Origin of the sequence: Paenibacillus sp. FSL R5-192 (genome assembly GCF_000517845.1) — a bacterium.
In the GTDB taxonomy this organism is placed as follows: Bacteria; Bacillota; Bacilli; order Paenibacillales; family Paenibacillaceae; genus Paenibacillus; species Paenibacillus amylolyticus.
Window position 1 is genome coordinate 105,388 of record NZ_ASPR01000003.1, and the last position, 17,561, is coordinate 122,948.

General features: G+C 45.1%; 13 protein-coding genes. All 13 read right to left on the bottom strand.

Annotated elements, in window-relative coordinates; genetic code table 11:
* Positions 1 to 7: 7 nt before the first annotated feature.
* The 13 genes from C161_RS02310 to C161_RS02370 all read right to left on the bottom strand — a co-directional run bounded on the left by C161_RS02310 (position 8) and on the right by C161_RS02370 (position 17,549).
* Positions 8 to 580: a biotin transporter BioY gene (locus C161_RS02310; protein WP_036668056.1), complete on the bottom strand. Its 573-nt coding sequence runs from the start codon at positions 578 to 580 to the stop codon at positions 8 to 10.
* Positions 581 to 651: 71 nt separating this feature from the next.
* Positions 652 to 1,635 carry a zinc-dependent alcohol dehydrogenase family protein gene (locus tag C161_RS02315; RefSeq protein WP_036668057.1) on the bottom strand — a complete coding sequence of 328 codons (984 nt, stop codon included), beginning with the start codon at positions 1,633 to 1,635 and terminating at the stop codon, positions 652 to 654.
* Positions 1,636 to 1,859: 224 nt separating this feature from the next.
* Complete coding sequence (gene cyoD / locus C161_RS02320; protein ID WP_036606914.1) at positions 1,860 to 2,189, bottom strand: cytochrome o ubiquinol oxidase subunit IV; 330 nt, start codon at positions 2,187 to 2,189, stop codon at positions 1,860 to 1,862.
* On the bottom strand, positions 2,190 to 2,810 hold the full coding sequence (cyoC, locus tag C161_RS02325; RefSeq protein ID WP_036606911.1) for a cytochrome o ubiquinol oxidase subunit III: 621 nt from the start codon (positions 2,808 to 2,810) through the stop codon (positions 2,190 to 2,192).
* Positions 2,811 to 4,781, bottom strand: coding sequence for a cbb3-type cytochrome c oxidase subunit I (locus C161_RS02330; RefSeq protein WP_036668060.1), 1,971 nt, complete (start codon positions 4,779 to 4,781; stop codon positions 2,811 to 2,813). It lies immediately after the preceding gene.
* A 21-nt stretch (positions 4,782 to 4,802) separates the two neighbouring features.
* Entirely contained in the window at positions 4,803 to 5,777 is a 975-nt protein-coding gene (gene cyoA, locus C161_RS02335) for a ubiquinol oxidase subunit II (protein ID WP_036606906.1), read from the bottom strand.
* Between the two features lie 318 nt (positions 5,778 to 6,095).
* The gene (locus C161_RS02340) at positions 6,096 to 6,359 is read right to left on the bottom strand and encodes a hypothetical protein (protein ID WP_036606904.1); all 264 of its coding nucleotides are present in this window, start codon (positions 6,357 to 6,359) and stop codon (positions 6,096 to 6,098) included.
* A gap of 360 nt (positions 6,360 to 6,719) precedes the next feature.
* On the bottom strand, positions 6,720 to 8,081 hold the full coding sequence (locus C161_RS02345) for a GH1 family beta-glucosidase (RefSeq protein WP_036668061.1): 1,362 nt from the start codon (positions 8,079 to 8,081) through the stop codon (positions 6,720 to 6,722).
* Between the two features lie 16 nt (positions 8,082 to 8,097).
* Positions 8,098 to 10,479, bottom strand: coding sequence for a glycoside hydrolase family 95 protein (locus C161_RS02350; protein ID WP_036668063.1), 2,382 nt, complete (start codon positions 10,477 to 10,479; stop codon positions 8,098 to 8,100).
* 190 nt (positions 10,480 to 10,669) lie between these two features.
* Positions 10,670 to 12,367 carry an ABC transporter substrate-binding protein gene (locus C161_RS02355; protein ID WP_370511447.1) on the bottom strand — a complete coding sequence of 566 codons (1,698 nt, stop codon included), beginning with the start codon at positions 12,365 to 12,367 and terminating at the stop codon, positions 10,670 to 10,672.
* A 322-nt stretch (positions 12,368 to 12,689) separates the two neighbouring features.
* Positions 12,690 to 14,393, bottom strand: a complete 1,704-nt coding sequence (locus C161_RS02360; protein ID WP_036606898.1) for an ABC transporter substrate-binding protein — start codon at positions 14,391 to 14,393, stop codon at positions 12,690 to 12,692.
* 377 nt (positions 14,394 to 14,770) lie between these two features.
* A complete protein-coding gene (locus C161_RS02365; protein ID WP_036668065.1) occupies positions 14,771 to 16,459 on the bottom strand; it encodes an ABC transporter substrate-binding protein in 1,689 nt (562 codons plus the stop codon).
* A gap of 187 nt (positions 16,460 to 16,646) precedes the next feature.
* Positions 16,647 to 17,549, bottom strand: coding sequence for a carbohydrate ABC transporter permease (locus tag C161_RS02370; RefSeq protein WP_036606894.1), 903 nt, complete (start codon positions 17,547 to 17,549; stop codon positions 16,647 to 16,649).
* Positions 17,550 to 17,561 lie beyond the last annotated feature (12 nt).

The following is a 17,561-nucleotide window of genomic DNA, read 5'->3' on the forward strand; positions in this document are numbered from 1 at the left end:
CATAATGTTAGACCCCCGGAGTTTGCCTTTTCGTATCCTGGATCATTGTAGGACTTACCTTGAGAATTCTAACAGCAATAAGTGAAGCAAGCACTGCTTTGAGCAGGTCACCTGGAATGAAAACAAGGTTGCCTATGATAGCCTGTGTAATTGGTACATCCGTTATAAAGGACAGGAATGGAATACCCACTGCATACACAACAAGGATTCCGCCCACGATGTTGCTCAGTAGAAAGTTCCAAAATTTAATGCCTGCAACGGATGTACGTTGAACTAACAACCCAATCACAAAAGCAGCAATCGGATAACTAAGAACATACCCGCCTGTAGGTCCAACCAGAACACCCAAGCCCCCTCTGCCACCGGACAACAATGGAGCTCCTAAACCGATCAGAACAACAAAGAGCAAGAGACTTACCCCTCCCAATCGAGCACCAAGGATACTGCCTGCCAGCATCACGCCCAGCGTTTGGACTGTAATTGGCACAGGTATAAATGGTAGTGGAATCGGAGGTAACAGTCCAAGTACTGCAATAACAGCTGCCATAATCGCAGTAAACATCATATCTTTAATCTTCACAACAAGGCCCCCAATATGAATTAGTTATTAACTACGCATCCTTTATGTTGAGTTTTTCCAAGTCTTATGTACTACTGTATTAAGAGAACCTTCCCCTCGATACCCGATTCAGCCGCTGCAATAGCCTGTTGTACATTCGTTAGTTCATACGTCGCCCCAATGTTTGTCATGACAAGCCTCCCTGCTCTGACCAACTCCATTACCTCATGAAATACCTGTTCCCAGCGTTCTTGCGTACAGCGTTCCACCCAATGTTTTAACCAGAAAAGTTTCACATGAACTTGTGTTCCCCGGGTAACTTCATGCCATAACGGTGTGATCCCCGAAAGCAGTCCTACACTGATGACCGTTCCATTTGGCTTAAGGCAACTCACCAACTGTTCCCCATCTGTCCCTCCAATACAATCCACGGCTGCATCAGCACCGCACCCCTCTGTTAATTCCGTGATCCTAGCCTGGAGCAACTCTTTCGTTGTATTGATAACAGATACTGCTCCAAGACGATACAGTTCAGCAGTATGACGATCATCTCTCGTAAGCGCAATCAATTTAAATCCATAGATTTTTGAGATCTGTGCAAAGATTCGCCCGATTGCAGATCCCCCTGCATTCACAATCAGGGTATCACCATACGTAAGCTTAAGCACCTCTGTACAGATCAACCAAGCCGTAACCGGATTAATATAGAGCTGACTTGCTGAGTGATCATCGATATCATTCGGCACAATGATTGTATGTCGCTCCAAAGTCTTCACGACGTCCTGCCAAGTATTCTCGCCTTTTAGTGGCAAGACACGGCGACCCAACATTTGATTGGAAACTCCCGGCCCTACTGCTTCTACCACCCCCACACCCTCAAACCCGGGAACAGCTGGTAATCGGGTACGATGCGGGTAAGCTCCTCGAACAGGAATAATATCGGAGGGATTAATAGGTCGAGCATACATCCTCACTGCTAATTCACCGGGGCCAGGGGGTATCACATCTTTTTCTTCCATACATAATACTTCACTTGGTTCGCCAAAACGATAATAACGGATTACCCTTGCTTTCATTAGTACATCTCCTAAAATAATTTTGCTAAAATTGCTCTAACTAAAATATTGAATATATTTCCAGAGTGTATAACAATAGTATCACTGGTAAATTATTTCATCAACGACTTATTATGATATAATCCAACTTTTTTTTCATTAAAATATGCGATAACTTCTGCTTAGAAAAAAAAGAGCCCCACAACCTTGAATTCCAAGGTCGCGAAGCTCTTTCATCATATCAATTAATGTGCAACAGCATTGTTAAGCATAATCCAGATCGAACCAATTACGATGGTCATCATAATCAGCAAACCGAAGATAAGAGCCATCACATTCCAGCGTGGTTTCTCTGTTTCACGGATATGCATGAAGAAGAAGAGTTGAACCACAAACTGAAGTGCTGCCGTGCCAAGAACAACAATGAGTGTTCCTGTTCTTTCCATCATATCATTGAGAACCACCACAAGTGGAATGATTGTCAGAACGACGGACAGAATGAAGCCGATGACATAAGACTTCAGTGAACCATGTTGCTCATGACCGTGGGAATCATGTGAGTTGTGCTCTGACATCTACATCACCCCCATGAGATAGACGATCGACAGGAGGAAAATCCATACGACGTCCAAGAAGTGCCAGTACAAGCTGATGACGTTAATTTTACCGCGAGTAACATCGGTAATACCACGTTTTTTCAGTTGTAACATAAGTCCAATCATCCAGATCAGACCGAGCGATACGTGAAGTCCGTGAGTTCCCACAAGGGTGAAGAATGCGCCAGAAGCAGCACTCGTTGTAAAGCTGAACCCTTCGTGAATCAACTCAATAAACTCATATACTTCCAGTGCGATAAAGCTTGCTCCCAGAACGGCTGTAACTGCCAGCCAACTGATTAATTGTTTTACTTTGCCTTGATTCATCGCCAGTACGGCTAGTCCGCTCGTAAATGAACTTGTGAGCAAGATAAACGTTTCGGCAATAACACCAGGCATTTTGATCAATTCAGACAAAATCGGTCCGCCCGCCGTATTGTCACGCAACACAATGAAGGTTGCGAACAATACGGAGAACAGGATAACGTCGGAAATCAGGAAGAACCAGAAACCGAGAATTTTCATTTCCTGTGGATCATGATGTCCATGGTCGTGACCATGTGCATGATTCTCACCGTGCTTAGCGGCTGCTTGAGCCATCTATACCGACCCCCTTAACGACGCTTCGGTACGTTTAATTTCGTCAACCGGAATGTAATAATCCGTATCATATGAGAATGAACGGGCGATCATACAGATCCCTACGCCAGCGAGTCCGAGAATTGCCATCCACAACCATCCGAAGACAAAGCCGAAACCGGCGATGAACCAGAAGACAGACATGATGAACGGAATTCCAGAGTTCTTCGGCATATGAATCGGCTCAAGCGGTTGCTCTGGCGGATAGATGCCTTTGGCACGACGTTCTTTCTCTTCCCACCACTCATCAATATCATCTCCGCGCGGTGTAATGGCGAAGTTGTATTCAGGAGCTGGTGAAGGAATTGACCACTCCAGCGTACGGCCATCCCATGGATCGGCGGAAGCTTTAAGTGATTTGTATTTGCGAATACCGTCTGCGATTTGTGCAACTTGGAACAGGAATCCGACACCCATCAGGAATGCCCCGATTGTGGATACGAAGTTCAGTTCCCACCAGCCAGTATCCCAGCCGTATGTGCTCAGACGACGTGTCATACCCATTAGACCGACAGCGTACTGCGGCATGAAGCAGACATAGAAACCAATATTCCAAGTCCAGAATGCCCATTTGCCCAGTTTCTCTTCGAGTTGGAAACCGAACATTTTAGGCCACCAGTAGTACAGACCTGCGAAGTATCCGAAGACAACTCCACCGATCAATACTTGGTGGAAGTGGGCAATCAGGAAGTAACTGTTGTGGAACTGGAAGTCAGCAGGAGCAACGGATAACAGAACGCCTGTCATACCCCCGACAATAAAGCACGGGATAAAGGCAAGTGTCCACATCATCGGAGTCGCCATGCGAATCCTTCCTCGATACATGGTAAACAGCCAGTTGAATATCTTAACCCCTGTTGGAATAGCAATCAACATCGTAGTTACGGCGAAGAATGCATTCACGTCTGCTCCGGAACCCATCGTGAAGAAGTGATGCGCCCATGTGAAGAAGGACAGGAAGCTGATGATCAACATCGCGAATACCATCGATTTGTAGCCAAACAGTTTTTTCCGAGAGAAGGTACTTACAATCTCGGAGAAAACACCGAATGCCGGCAAGACGACAATGTATACCTCAGGGTGACCCCACATCCAGATCAAGTTGATATACATCATTGGGTTACCGCCCAGATCAAGTGTGAAGAAATGCGCCCCGGCAAACCTGTCGAGGAATAACAATGCAAGTGTCACGGTCAAGATCGGGAAAGCAAACAAGATAATGATACAAGTGGAGAATACCGACCATGTGAACATTGGCATTTTCATCCATCTCATGCCTGGCGCACGCATTTTAATGATGGTAACCAGGAAGTTGATACCGGTAGCCAAGGAACCGATACCCGATATCTGTATACCCCATATATAGAAGTTCTGTCCTACCCCCGGACTGTGTGACAGCTCCGATAGAGGCGGATAACTCAGCCATCCTGCATCCGGTGAACCACCGATAACAAATGACAGGTTAAACAGCATTGCTCCCAGGAAGAATAACCAGAAGCTCAGTGCATTCAGGAACGGGAACGCAACGTCCCTTGCTCCGATCTGTAATGGCACGATAACGTTAAATAGACCAAACATAAATGGCATCGCCATGAACAAGATCATGATCGTACCGTGAGTTGTAAAGACCTGATTATAATGCTCAGGATTCAGAAATTCATTGTTAGGCATAGCTAGCTGAAGGCGCATCATTAGCGCATCCACACCACCACGGAACAACATGATAATGGAAGCAATGATATACATGATACCGATCTTTTTGTGATCGACAGTCGTTAACCAGTTACGCCAGAGCCAGCCCCATTTTTTGAAATAAGTTAGCACCGCTACAATAGTAATCATGGTAATTCCGATAGCTACCATCGCACCATAAATGAGCGGATCACCGGTTACGAAAAACTCCGATGCAAACTCTTTAAGTCCCTCTAACATTGGGGGCCTCCTTTCGAATCTTTAGTTAGCACTCTTGTCCTCGTCTTGATTGGACGTATCAGTTGCATTTTGAATGGCTCCAGAAGCTTCTTTTGAAGTTCCATGCTTACTGTGAGCACTTTGACCATCTACTACATACTTGGTCACAATATTTTGGAACAATCCTTCTGGGAAGGCAGAATAATAAGCAACGTTGCTTGTGCCTGGCTCAGCCAGTGCTTTGTAACCTTCTGTAGTCAACGCCTGAGAACTCTGTTTCACTTCAGCTACCCAATTGTCAAAATCTTCGTCCGATGTAGCATTCACATCAAAACGCATTTCTCCAAAATGCTCACCTGTGAAGTTAGCGCCTGAACCCCAGTACTTGCCTTCATGATCTGCCTGCAGATACAAGGTCATCGCCATACCCGACATCGTATAAATCTGTCCTCCAAGTTGCGGAATCCAGAATGAGTTCATCGGTGAATCCGCAGTGAGTTCAAATTTCACGGGCCGGTCTGCCGGAATATTCAACGTATTAACCGTTGCAATTCCTTGTTCTGGATACATAAACAGCCATTTCCAGTCCAGTGAAGACACTTGGATGGTAATTGGTGCTTTCTCGTGAGCCAACGGCTTCGAAGGTTCCAGAACATACGTGTAACGAATCGTTACAATTGCGAGTATTCCAATAATAATAATTGGAATGGTCCACCATACAACCTCCGCTTTGGTGCTATGAGCCCAGTTAGGTTCATATGCTGCTTTGTTGTCCGGTTTCTCACGGTAACGCCATACGATTACGGCAGCCAAAATGAGTACTGGCACAATAATGACAGCACACAAAATTGTCGAGATGACAATCAAATCTCTCTGCGAAGCGCCAATTGGCCCCTTCGGATCCAGAACAACGTACTGTCCGCCTGCCAGCATTGGCCAGACAATCAATGCAATTGTAACCAACGTCAGGACAACCGGAATGATAATCCGGATTAGCGACCTAGGTTTCTTGTTCATTTTGATCCCCTCTCCTTAAATTCGCTCATACTGAAAAATCAGTATACTACTCTCTTCCTACTAAAGATATCAGAAATGAACAACTTTTTTGTTCTTGTTAACAAATTTGTCGATTTTACACCTTAAATGTGTGAATTTTTTCTCACAAATCGCTTGCATGCTTGATATTTGTACTTCGTAATCTTTACACATCAAGTCACAAAATAAAACCCTTTGCGGATTCGTTGAACAGTGTCAACGAATCCGCAAAGGGCTTTATTGACTGGATTCCGGGAACTCATCCAGTCTTATTATGAACGAATTAACGCAGGATTATAATCAATCGGCGCCTTCGTCTTCCCGGCGTGTATGAACAAGGCCAATCGCTTTGGCAATAACGTAAATAAACACACTACCTACAAGGAATCCAATACCAACCATCAAGCCAAGATTACGATCATTAAATTCGTTCAGATTGATCAGACACATGATCACTCCCGTAATGAGTGCGACCCATGCCAGAACTGTCATCGTCAAGACGGCGCGCCGCATATTTTTGTCTTTGCGCTCCAATTGGCTAACCATTGCTGTCTTCGATGCCATAGTAAACACTTCCTTTTCCCTTTTTGTAAGTGCTTTCCTTATACCAATATACCACATCAGTATGATTTTTAGTCAACAAATGTTCAAATTTTCTTCGCAATTTGGACACTTTATTTCAAATTTATCCGTTGACAAAACATTATTCATTTCTTTCTTACTTCTTATAACCCAAAAAACGTCTCTTCATAACAGGAACTGCACTTGACCTTATGAAACCTTTATGAACTACTCATTTCCAACGGTAAAAACACAAAAAAAGACGGCACATTGGAATACTCCAATGTTACCGTCGTTCTCAGCTTTAATAAGGGAACCATATATAATGAGGACCTGCTTTACCCTTGAAACCTGCCACCCAAACTATTGGGGATTATGTTCGTTCCGTGTCTCCAACCAATTATTCTTGATGACGTTCTGATACCAGTAATAACTCTCCTTCGGTGTTCTCACGAGTGAACGATAGTCCATATGAACAAGACCAAAACGCATCCGGTAGCCTTCTGCCCACTCGAAATTATCCATCAGTGACCATGCCATGTACCCTTTCAGGTTAATGCCGTCATTAATGATGCGGTGAATTTGAGCCAAATGCTGCTCATAATATGAAATCCGGCGATCATCGTTAATTTTTCCGTTCTCCAGATCATCATTGATGCAGGCACCATTCTCTGTGATATATACATCCACATTGCCGTACTTTTGCAAGTAATGCATAAATTCATACAAACCACGTGATTCCACAGGCCAGCCAATATCAGTTTTGGTGAGGCCCATATCAACTTCTTCCGATTGCAGAGCACCTGCCTCAGGATTGAAGCGATTGATCCCCATCGTGTAATAGTTAATGCCGAGCAGATCGATTGGTTGCGAGATGATCTCCATATCGCCTTCCTGAATTGGTACGGTAGCCCCCGCTTCTGCGAACCAATCCACCATAAACTGCGGATATGAACCTTTGTAGATTGGATCAAGGAACCAATCGGTATTAAGCGCAATTGATCGGTCACACGCAGCTTGGTCCTCAGGAGATTTGCTGTACGGCTCAGCCCAGCACACGTTCGGAGCAATACCAATCTGACCGGTTGTTCCCAAGCGACGGAAGGATTGAACGGCTTTACCATGAGCAACCAGTAATCCATGTGCCACATTAATAGAAGTTTGCAGGTCTTTGTTTCCTGGCGCATGAATCCCCAGAAGGTTCGACAGGAACGCGATACACCATGGTTCGTTGAATGTCAGCCAGAAGTTGATTTTGCCAGAGAATTCTTTGAAGATCACTTCGGCATATTTCACAAAAGCATCCACAGTTCTGCGGTTGCCCCAGCCTCCGTCATCCTCCAGCGTTTGCGGAAGATCCCAGTGATACAGTGTGAGGAACGGTTCAATTCCAGCCTCGATCAATGCATCCACGAAGCGGTGGTAGAAGTCCAGACCTTCCCGATTGATCTCACCATCTCCGTCAGGAATAATACGCGGCCAGGCAATGGAGAACCGGTATGTATTAATCCCGAGTTTCTTCATCAGTTCGATGTCTTCCTCGTAACGGTGGTAGCTGTCACACGCGACATCCCCATTGTCTCCGTTATATACCTTGCCAGGTGTGCGCGCAAACGTATCCCAGATGGATGCCCCGCGTCCACCTTCCTGTGCCGCTCCTTCTATTTGATAGGAAGCTGTTGCTGTTCCCCAGCGAAAATCTTGCGGAAATTTAAAAATGGTCATGGTTGGCTCCTCCGTCTCATAATGACACGCGGATCGTCTGTCCTGCGGTCATGGTTAAAATAATTACATAATCGCCCTGAGGCGTAAGCTCTGCCTTGGCTTGTTCATGTCCTTCTACACGCAGCGGATAAGCACTGCGAATGGTCAGCGAGTCACTTCGGTCTGCTTTGATGACCGCTGACGCAAGCTTGTTGTCCGCCCAAGTTATGCCCACTGTATAACCACCTCTTGCACGAAGCCCTTCAACATGACCTTGAGTCCAGAGTTCAGGCAGTGCCGGCAGTAAATGTAACTCGTTCAAGTGACTCTGCAACAACATCTCGGCCATGCCAGCCGTGCCTCCAAAATTACCATCGATCTGGAATGGTGGATGGTCATCAAACAGATTCGGATGTGTGGACCGGGCCAGCAACGTGCGCACAAACTGATGTGCCTGGCTGCTATCCAGTAGTCGTGCATACAGATTGATCAACCATGCACAGCTCCATCCTGTATGCCCGCCACCTTGTGAGATACGACGTTCAAGTGATACCCGTGCTGCTTCTACCAATTCCGGTGTGTGTACTCGATTGATCTGCTCTCCCGGATACAGTCCATACAGATGGGAGACGTGACGATGCCCTGGCTCGGATTCGGCAAAATCCTTAAACCACTCCAGCAATTGTCCTTCGATTCCAATTCGGAATGGATAGAGTTTCTCCAGAGCCTCACTCCACTCGCTTGCCAACGACTCATCTATATTTAGTTGCTTCGAGGCCTCAATACAGCGGCTGAACAGTTCACGAATTAACGTCATATCCATCGTTGAAGCCATGGATATACTGTGTGCCTCCCCAGCATCTGTGAGAAACTTGTTCTCTGGTGAAGTGGATGGAATCGTAACCAGATAACCATCGGGCCCTTCCACCAGCCAATCGAGACAGAACAGCGCCGCCTCTTTCATAATGGGATACGCACGTTCCTCAAGAAAACGCTGATCCCCGGTAAATTGGTAATGCTCCCATAGATGCGAGGTCAGCCACACACCACCCATCGGCCAAAAAGCCCAGCTTGCATCTCCACCTGTCGGTGTAGAGGTTCTCCAGATATCCACGTTATGATGGGCAGTCCATCCACGGGCTCCATACAGAATCCGCGCCGTTCTTCGTCCTGTATCACTGAGATCGGTCAGCATATCAAACAGCGGCTCATGACACTCACTAAGATTGCAGACTTCTGCCGGCCAGTAATTCATCTCCGTGTTGATATTGATTGTGTAATCACTATGCCATGGCGGCTCTACCTGATGGTTCCAGATTCCCTGCAGGTTGGCAGGCTGGCTGCCCGGACGCGAACTAGCCATTAACAGATATCTTCCATATTGAAAATAAAGTGCCTCCAGTCCAGGGTCTTGTTGCCCTGTCTGATAAGCCTGCAGCCGCTCATCTGTAGGTAATTCGGCGTTAGCCGATACCCCTAAATCAATAGAGACTCTGTTAAACAACGCGCTATGATCCTGAATATGTCGGTCACCAAGCGCTTCCGCGCCATGTGTGGTCGCTTTGGAGATCATCTCCTTGCATTCCTCTTCCAATACAAGATGGTCCTTCACAGGTAACACATCGTAACTCTCAAAGGAGGTAGCGGCTGCCAGATAAAACACAACCTGATCAGCACCCTGAATATGTAACTTGCCTTCCAGATTGGAGACCTTCACCTGATCACCAGATGCCGTAAACGCTACACGAACAGCATAAGCCGTCCCACGATCCTCTTCATAGAGGACGGATTCCGGGTGATCTCTGAAGTAATTGGACTCCACATGACTTGGGCACCGACTGAACATGGTTAGAGCATCTCCCGAAGTCTCAACGCGATAAGGATGGGGACTGTCTAGCGTAATACTTACACTCACAGCACCCTTCTGAACAGCAGTTAATGTGCAGACCATTAGATCATCCGAAGCACTGGAATACACTTCACGTACGTATTGAGTTCCTTCCAATGTGTAGGTTGTGGTTGCAATACCCGATTCCAGATCAAGCTCCCGTTCAAATGCATCATATGAAATATCCTCCAGACCCTCATGGTGCAATATAAAATGACCCATCGGCTGGTAGGCCTCTACATCACGACCAAGCATTTCACGGTTCAACAAATCCTCAGCTTCACCATACTTCCCAGACATGATCAACTCTCGCGTCTGTTTCAAATACCGCTGACTGCTGTATTGAATCGTATCCCGTGGAAACCCTGACCATAATGTATCTTCATTGAGCTGAATTCGTTCATCTGCTGCGCCACCGTACACCATGCCTCCAAGACGGCCGTTTCCGATGGGCAATGCTTCTTCCCAGCGTTTTGCCGGTTGTTGATACCATAGACGATTGATTTTAGTTTGTTTATTGTGTTGGGACATGATTAGCTCCTGTTCCTGAATCAGCTGTATACTTCTTATGTCATAAAACGTTTTCGGTAAGTGCTTACAATAATAAAATTATATGTGATTTCAAAATTTGCGTCAATGCAAATCATCACATCATTCCACAAAAAAAAGGCCCCATATAGGGCCCTTTCCTTGTGTAACCATGGATCACAGACAATCCATATTATTTTACGTCTTTTCCTGTCCACAGAGAGACACGTTCCTTAACCCAAACCGTAAATTGTTTCTCCATTTCAACTGCACCCGCTTTGTCCAAATCAGCCAGTAAAGCATCATAGGTTGCATCAAAGTTGGCTGGTGTAGTCAGAACAGCTTCCGGAATCCGTTTACGGATGATATCCTGCGTTTTCTGGAACGTTACCTCATAGTCTGTACCGGAAGGTACGGACATGTTATACGCTGCGCCCCAATCCTTAACTGGCAGATCTTCTTCAGCCGGATAGAACTCTTTCCATGTCGTGATACCATAAGCTTTCAGCGTTTCTTTCTCTGCAGCCGTGTAACCAGCTACAATCTGCTCAGGGAAGTTGGTTGTGTAATAGTTATCCGTAGAATCTTTTACACCATCACCGTATCTTGCGCTAAATATGTTATACATCCCAATTCCTGTTTCCTTACTGAAATTGGAGTTGTCATTCGTTTTGCGGTCCTGAACGTCTTCTGGAATCACGCGTTTACCATCTTCTACGTTGTAATGTTCACCTTCGATACCCCAGTTTCTCAGAACTTGTCCTTCATCGGAAGCAAGCCAATCCATGAATTTGATGATACGCACTGGATCTTTGGCCGAAGTTGTAATCCCGATGCCATAACCGTCAAATCCGGCTGGTTGGAACGTATGATCCACAATCTCATCGTTAAGTGATACAGAGAAGTGAGCGTATGTGGCATCATCCTTACCTGATGATTTAAGCGCGTTCTCCGCTTCTTGATAGTTCCACTCTTGGTCAATCAGACCGAGGACACGGCCACTGGCAATTTTGGACTTGTATTGGTCATCCTTTTGAACAAAGGCATCTTTGTCCAGTAGGCCTTCATTGTACATTTTATTCAACCAGCGGAAATATTCTCTTTCCTCTGGACGTTTGTAGTGCAATTTTGCTTCATACGTTTCAGGGTCAATGTAATATTCACCATCATCCGGTGCACCTGTTGCCTGGAAAGCCGGGTTCGTTACCGTGATCATGATTTTCCAATCATCTGCATTCAATGTTAATGGAATGGTTGGTTGACCATCAATGGTTGGATGTTTTTCATAATAGGCTCTAAGTACATTCTCGTAATCCTCAAGTGTCTTCACTTCAGGGTATCCAAGCTCTTTCAATACTCTTTGCTGAATTTCAAATCCACCTGTAGCGTCAAACGTAACATTATCAACGCCCATATTGGTTGGAATGGTATAGATCGCTTGATCTTCCAGACTGTATTTCAAACGGTTCATCTGTTCTCCGTAGATTTTTTTCAGATTGGGAGCATGCTCCTCAATCAGATCCGTGAGATCCAGCATCGCGCCTGCATCCACAAGCTTAGATAAGTTACCTTTAGGGTAGATCATATCAGGAAAGTCACCACTGGCAGCCATAAGCGCAATCTTCTGGTTACCACCATCGTTTACATCATACTCTGCTTCAATGGTAACGCCTGTTTGCTCCGTAATCTTTTTACCAACAGCATCTTGCATCTTGTTCCAGGTTGGACTAGCATCCGCCCCGAAGAATGTAACTGTGATCGGTTCGGTTCCGCTGGACTCCGAAGTCTCTTTGGTTCCCGAATTCCCGCAACCAGCTGTAACCAACATTGCACTTGCGAGCATCAACATTGCAAACGTCTTGGGTGTATTGCCTTTCATTTTGCCTCTCATTGTCTAGTTCCCCCTATTATTTATGAAGGTTTTATCTGTATAACAGGCTTTATGCCTGAGGATACCACTTTTTTTTGAATGCGCTTTCGGTATCGTTCATTCCGACGTATTTACTGAAGCTGACGTTTCGATTCTGCTAAAAGAAAGATTCTTCTTCTAACAAACGTAAAACGTTTTCGTAAATGGAATAAACCGCTTACTGAAAGTGCTTACATGATAGATTATAGGCTATCCATCTCCTCACGTCAACAATAAAAAAAGCCCTTGAGAAAGGGCTTTTTTTGCTATGAAAATCCTTAACTTTAATGCTTGGTTTTCAAGCTTATTTCACATCTTTTCCAGTCCAGAGAGCTACACGTTCTTTGATCCAAACCGTGTATTGTTTCTCCATCTCCACTGCACCCGCTTTATCGAGTTCAGCCAGAAGACTATCATATACGCTGTCGAAGTTCTCAGGTTTGGCAAGGATCGCCTCTGGAATACGTTTACGTACGATATCCTGTGTTTTCTGGAACGTTACGTTGTAATCCGTGTCAGATGGTACAGGCATGTTGTATGCTGCACCCCAATCTTTCAGCTTCAGATCATCGTCGGAAGGATAGAAATCTTTCCATGTTGTAATACCATAGGCTTTCAACGTTTCCTTCTCAGCGGCAGTGTAACCAGCTTGAATCTGTTCAGGGAAGTTCGTTGTATAGTAGTTATCCGTGGCATCTTTCACACCATCACCGTATCTGGCGCTAAATATGTTATACATGCCTACGCCTGATTCTTTGGTAAAAGCAGAGTTATCATTGGTTTTGCGATCTTGTACGTCAGCCGGAATGATGCGTTTCCCATTCTCGACTTGGTAATGTTGGCCTTCAACGCCCCAGTTTCTCAGGACCTGACCTTCATCGGAAGCAAGCCAATCCATGAATTTGATAATACGTACTGGATCTTTGGCCGAAGTTGTGATTCCGATACCATAACCGTCAAATCCTGTCGGTTGGAACGTATGATCCACAATATCCTTGTTCAGGGATACGGAGAAGTGGGCATATGTTTTGTCTCCACCGTTAGATGATTTCAAAGCATTCTCCGCCTCACCATAGTTCCACTCTTGGTCAATTAGACCAAGTACACGGCCACTGGCAATTTTGGATTTGTATTGGTCATCCTTTTGAACAAATGTATCTTTATCAAGCAGACCCTCATTGTACATTTTGTTCAACCAACGGAAATATTCTTTTTCTTCAGGACGTTTGTAGTGTAGAACGGCTTCATACGTCTCAGGGTTGATATAATACTCACCGTCATCCGGTCCACCCGTAGCTTGGAATGCAGGGTTCGTTACCGTAATCATAATTTTCCAGTCATCTGCATTCAATGTTAACGGAATCGTCGGTTGACCATCAATCGTTGGATGTTTTTCATAATACGTTCTCAATACGTTCTCGTAGTCCTCAAGCGTTTTTACTTCAGGGTAGCCAAGCTCTTTCAATACTCTTTGTTGAATTTCGAATCCGCCCCTAGCGTCAAACTCAACGTTATCTACACCCATATTCGTCGGGATCGTGTAAATGGCTTGATCTTCCAAACTGTATTTCAGACGGTTCATCTGATCACCATAGATTTTTTTCAAGTTGGGAGCATGCTCCTCAATTAGATCGGTCAGGTCCAACATCGCGCCTGCATCCACAAGCTTAGACAAGTTGCCTTTAGGATAGATAATATCAGGGTAATCACCACTGGCAGCCATCAAAGGAATCTTTTGGTCACCACCATTATTCACATCATACTCAGCTTCAATTGTAACTCCCGTTGCCTTAGTAATTTCTTGACCGACAGCATCCTTCATGTTATTCCAGTTCGGACTCGCGTCTGCACCAAAGAATGTGAAGGTCACTGGACTGGTTGTATCTCCGGAATCAACCGGTTTCTCTGAAGCGTTAGTTCCTCCTCCACTGCCGCTGCATCCTGCTGTAATTGCAAGAGCACTGGCTAACAGAAGCATTGCGAATGTTTTTGGTGTTTTGCCCTTCATGTGTAATCCCCCTTATGGATATTAATGAAGCTGTATATTTGTATAACAGGCTGACCTGCAAATACCGTAACCAGATGAAACAAATGTAATTTTCTTGTTTTTATAACATTAGAAGCGTTTTCTTAAAAATAAACAAATGTTCTTCTCTTGCTTTACTTCCTCTTCATTCTGCAAATGTTTACTTTGAGATTCAGGTGTATGGCACGTGTTGTACAAGCGAATGTAAGTGCTTTCATACTTGAATAATAATCTCTCCTATATCCCTTGTCAATAGTGAATTTATAAAATTGAAAACGTTTTTTAGAAAACGTTTTAGATAAAAAAAGAACCCAGAATATCTGGGTTCTTTTTCGTTTTAGATCTGAATTGCTAATCGTTTATTTAGCTTCTTCACCGCTCCACAATTGAACACGGTTTTGAACGAGTTCTGTGTATTGTTTCTCCATATCCTCTGCTCCTGCTTGGTTCACTTCTGCAATCATGCCGTCATAGATCGCATCGAACTGTTCAGGAGTACTCAGAATGGCTTCCGGGATACGTTTCCGAATGATATCCTGTGTTTTCTTGAAGATGACGTTGTAGTTGGAGTCACCTGGTGTTGGCAGATTGTATGCTGCTCCCCATGGTTTGATTGGGAACTCATCTTCACTCGGGAACAGATCTTTCCACGTCGTAGCACCGTAAGCTTTGAGTGTTTCTTTCTCTGCATCGGAATATGCTGCCACGATCTGTTCAGGGAAATTCGTAGTGTAGTAGTTATCCGTTGAATCCTTCACGCCGTCTCCATAGTGACCAGACATATTGGTGTACAGACCAATACCCGTTTCTTTCTGGAATACGGCTGCATTATTGGTTTTCTGATCCAGAATGTCGGCAGGAATGACACGTTTGCCGTCCTGCACTTCATACTGTTTGCCCTCAATTCCCCAGTTCATCAGCACTTGCCCTTCTTCAGAAGCCAGGTAATCGAAGAATTTGATCGTACGAACCGGGTCAGGATTCGATGTTGTAATCCCTACACCCCAACCGGATACAAAACCAGGGTCTTGGTAGGCATGATCCTTGATATCCTCGGACAGGGTTACTGGAAAGTGTGAATACGTTGCTTCAGTCTTACCAGCGGATTTCAATGCATTTTCTGCATCGGAGTAACCCCAATCCTGGTCAATGACACCCAGAACACGTCCACTTGCAATTTTGGATTTGTATTGGTCTGTTTTCTGGATAAAGCTGTCCTGATCCAGCAATCCAGTGTTGTACATATGGTTCAACCAGCGGAAGTATTCTTTTTCCTCTGGACGTTTGTAATGCAGACTTGCTTCATACGTCTCTGGATCGATGTAGTATTCACCATCATCCGGAGCTCCTGTTGCCTGGAAGGCTGGGTTCGTTACGGTAATCATGATTCTCCAATCATCCGCGTCCAGTGTTAAAGGGATGGTTGGCTGACCATCAATTGTTGGGTGTTTTTCTTTGTACGCCTTCAATACATTCTCGTAATCCTCAAGTGTACGCACTTCCGGGTATCCGAGTTCTTTCAGTACACGGTGCTGAATGCCAAATCCACCACCTGCATCAAAATACTTTTGGTCTACCGCATAATACGTTGGTAGCACATAAATAGCCTGATCTTCATTACTGTATTTCAACCGGTCCATGTAATTACCATACAGCTTCTTCAGATTGGGAGCATATTGGTCGATCAGATCTGTCAGATCGAGCATTGCTCCGGCATCCACCAGTTTGCTGAGTTCTCCTTTGGGGGAGACAATATCCGGATAGTCTCCGCTCGCCGCCATTAAGGATATTTTATCTTGACCACCACTAACGGCAAATTCACCGTTAAGGGTTATCCCTGTTTTTTCCGTAAGGACTTTACCTACTTCATCCTTCATGCCATTCCAGTTCGGACTGGGGTCAACGCTGAAGAAATCAAAAGTAAGTGGAGTTGTCTCTGCGCTTGTATCCTTGAACGACGTATCACTGCCGCTTCCTCCACCGCAACCTGCGAGTAAAGACATTGCAAGCACTGGTGCCAGTGCAATCTTCATTTTGGAACTTGCCATAATGGTAATCCTCCCTGTTTCATATGTCTGTCTTATCCGGGACTTTTTTGTCCCTGTCTATAGCTTCATGAATACCACACCGCAGCCCTATACGGTGAAGCGCAGACCAAATGGCTGCGCTTCGGGTATCCTGATGCTTCATTTGTAGATGTACGGCCGCTCTATGTGGCAGCCTGTACCCAATTGTTTAACCTTTTACTGCGCCCAGTGTCATACCACCAACAAAGTACTTCTGAAGGAATGGATATACAATGAGGATTGGAACCGTTACAACGATCGTAATCGCCATTTTGATCGATTCCGGTGAAATCTGTGTCATTTGCTGCGCCATATCATTGGCATTTCGTCCAGCACCTGAGCCCTGCTGTGTACTTTGCAATACTTTCATCAGCTCATATTGGAGCGTGGTCAAATGTGCCTTTGAACCATTATACAGGTACGTATCAAACCACGCATTCCATTGACCTACAGCCAGGAACAATGCGATGGTAGCAAGCACTGGTTTACACAGTGGCAAGATGATTCTGTAATAGATTGTAAAGTCATTCGCTCCGTCCAGCTTCGCGGATTCCTGCAATGAGTATGGCAGGCCATCAATGAATGAACGGATAATGAACACGTTAAATGCACTGATCATGCCAGGCAATACATATACCCAGAATGTACCGATCAGGTTCAAGTCACGCATCAGAATGTACACCGGAATCAGACCACCGGAGAAATACATCGTGAGCGCGAGCGTTGTGGAAACAAATTTTCTAAGTCCAAAATCAGGTCTGCTCAGTGTAAAGGCGATCATGGATGAACTGATCAATCCGAGCACGGTACCTACAAGTGTACGCAGAATGGAGATCTGCAAACCTTGTAACAATCCATCATATTGGAAAATCGTTTTGTAGTTCTGTAATGTGAATTCGCGAGGCCACAAGTAAATTCCGCCACGTACAGTATCTGTCGAGTTATTGAGTGAGATGGCTAGTACGTTAAGGAATGGATAAAGTGTTACAACCAGCACCATGGTCATCGCGAGGATGTTGAATATATCGAACAGTTTATCGCCCCGAGTAGCATTGAATGCTTTGTTCGCCATAATGTCGTCCCC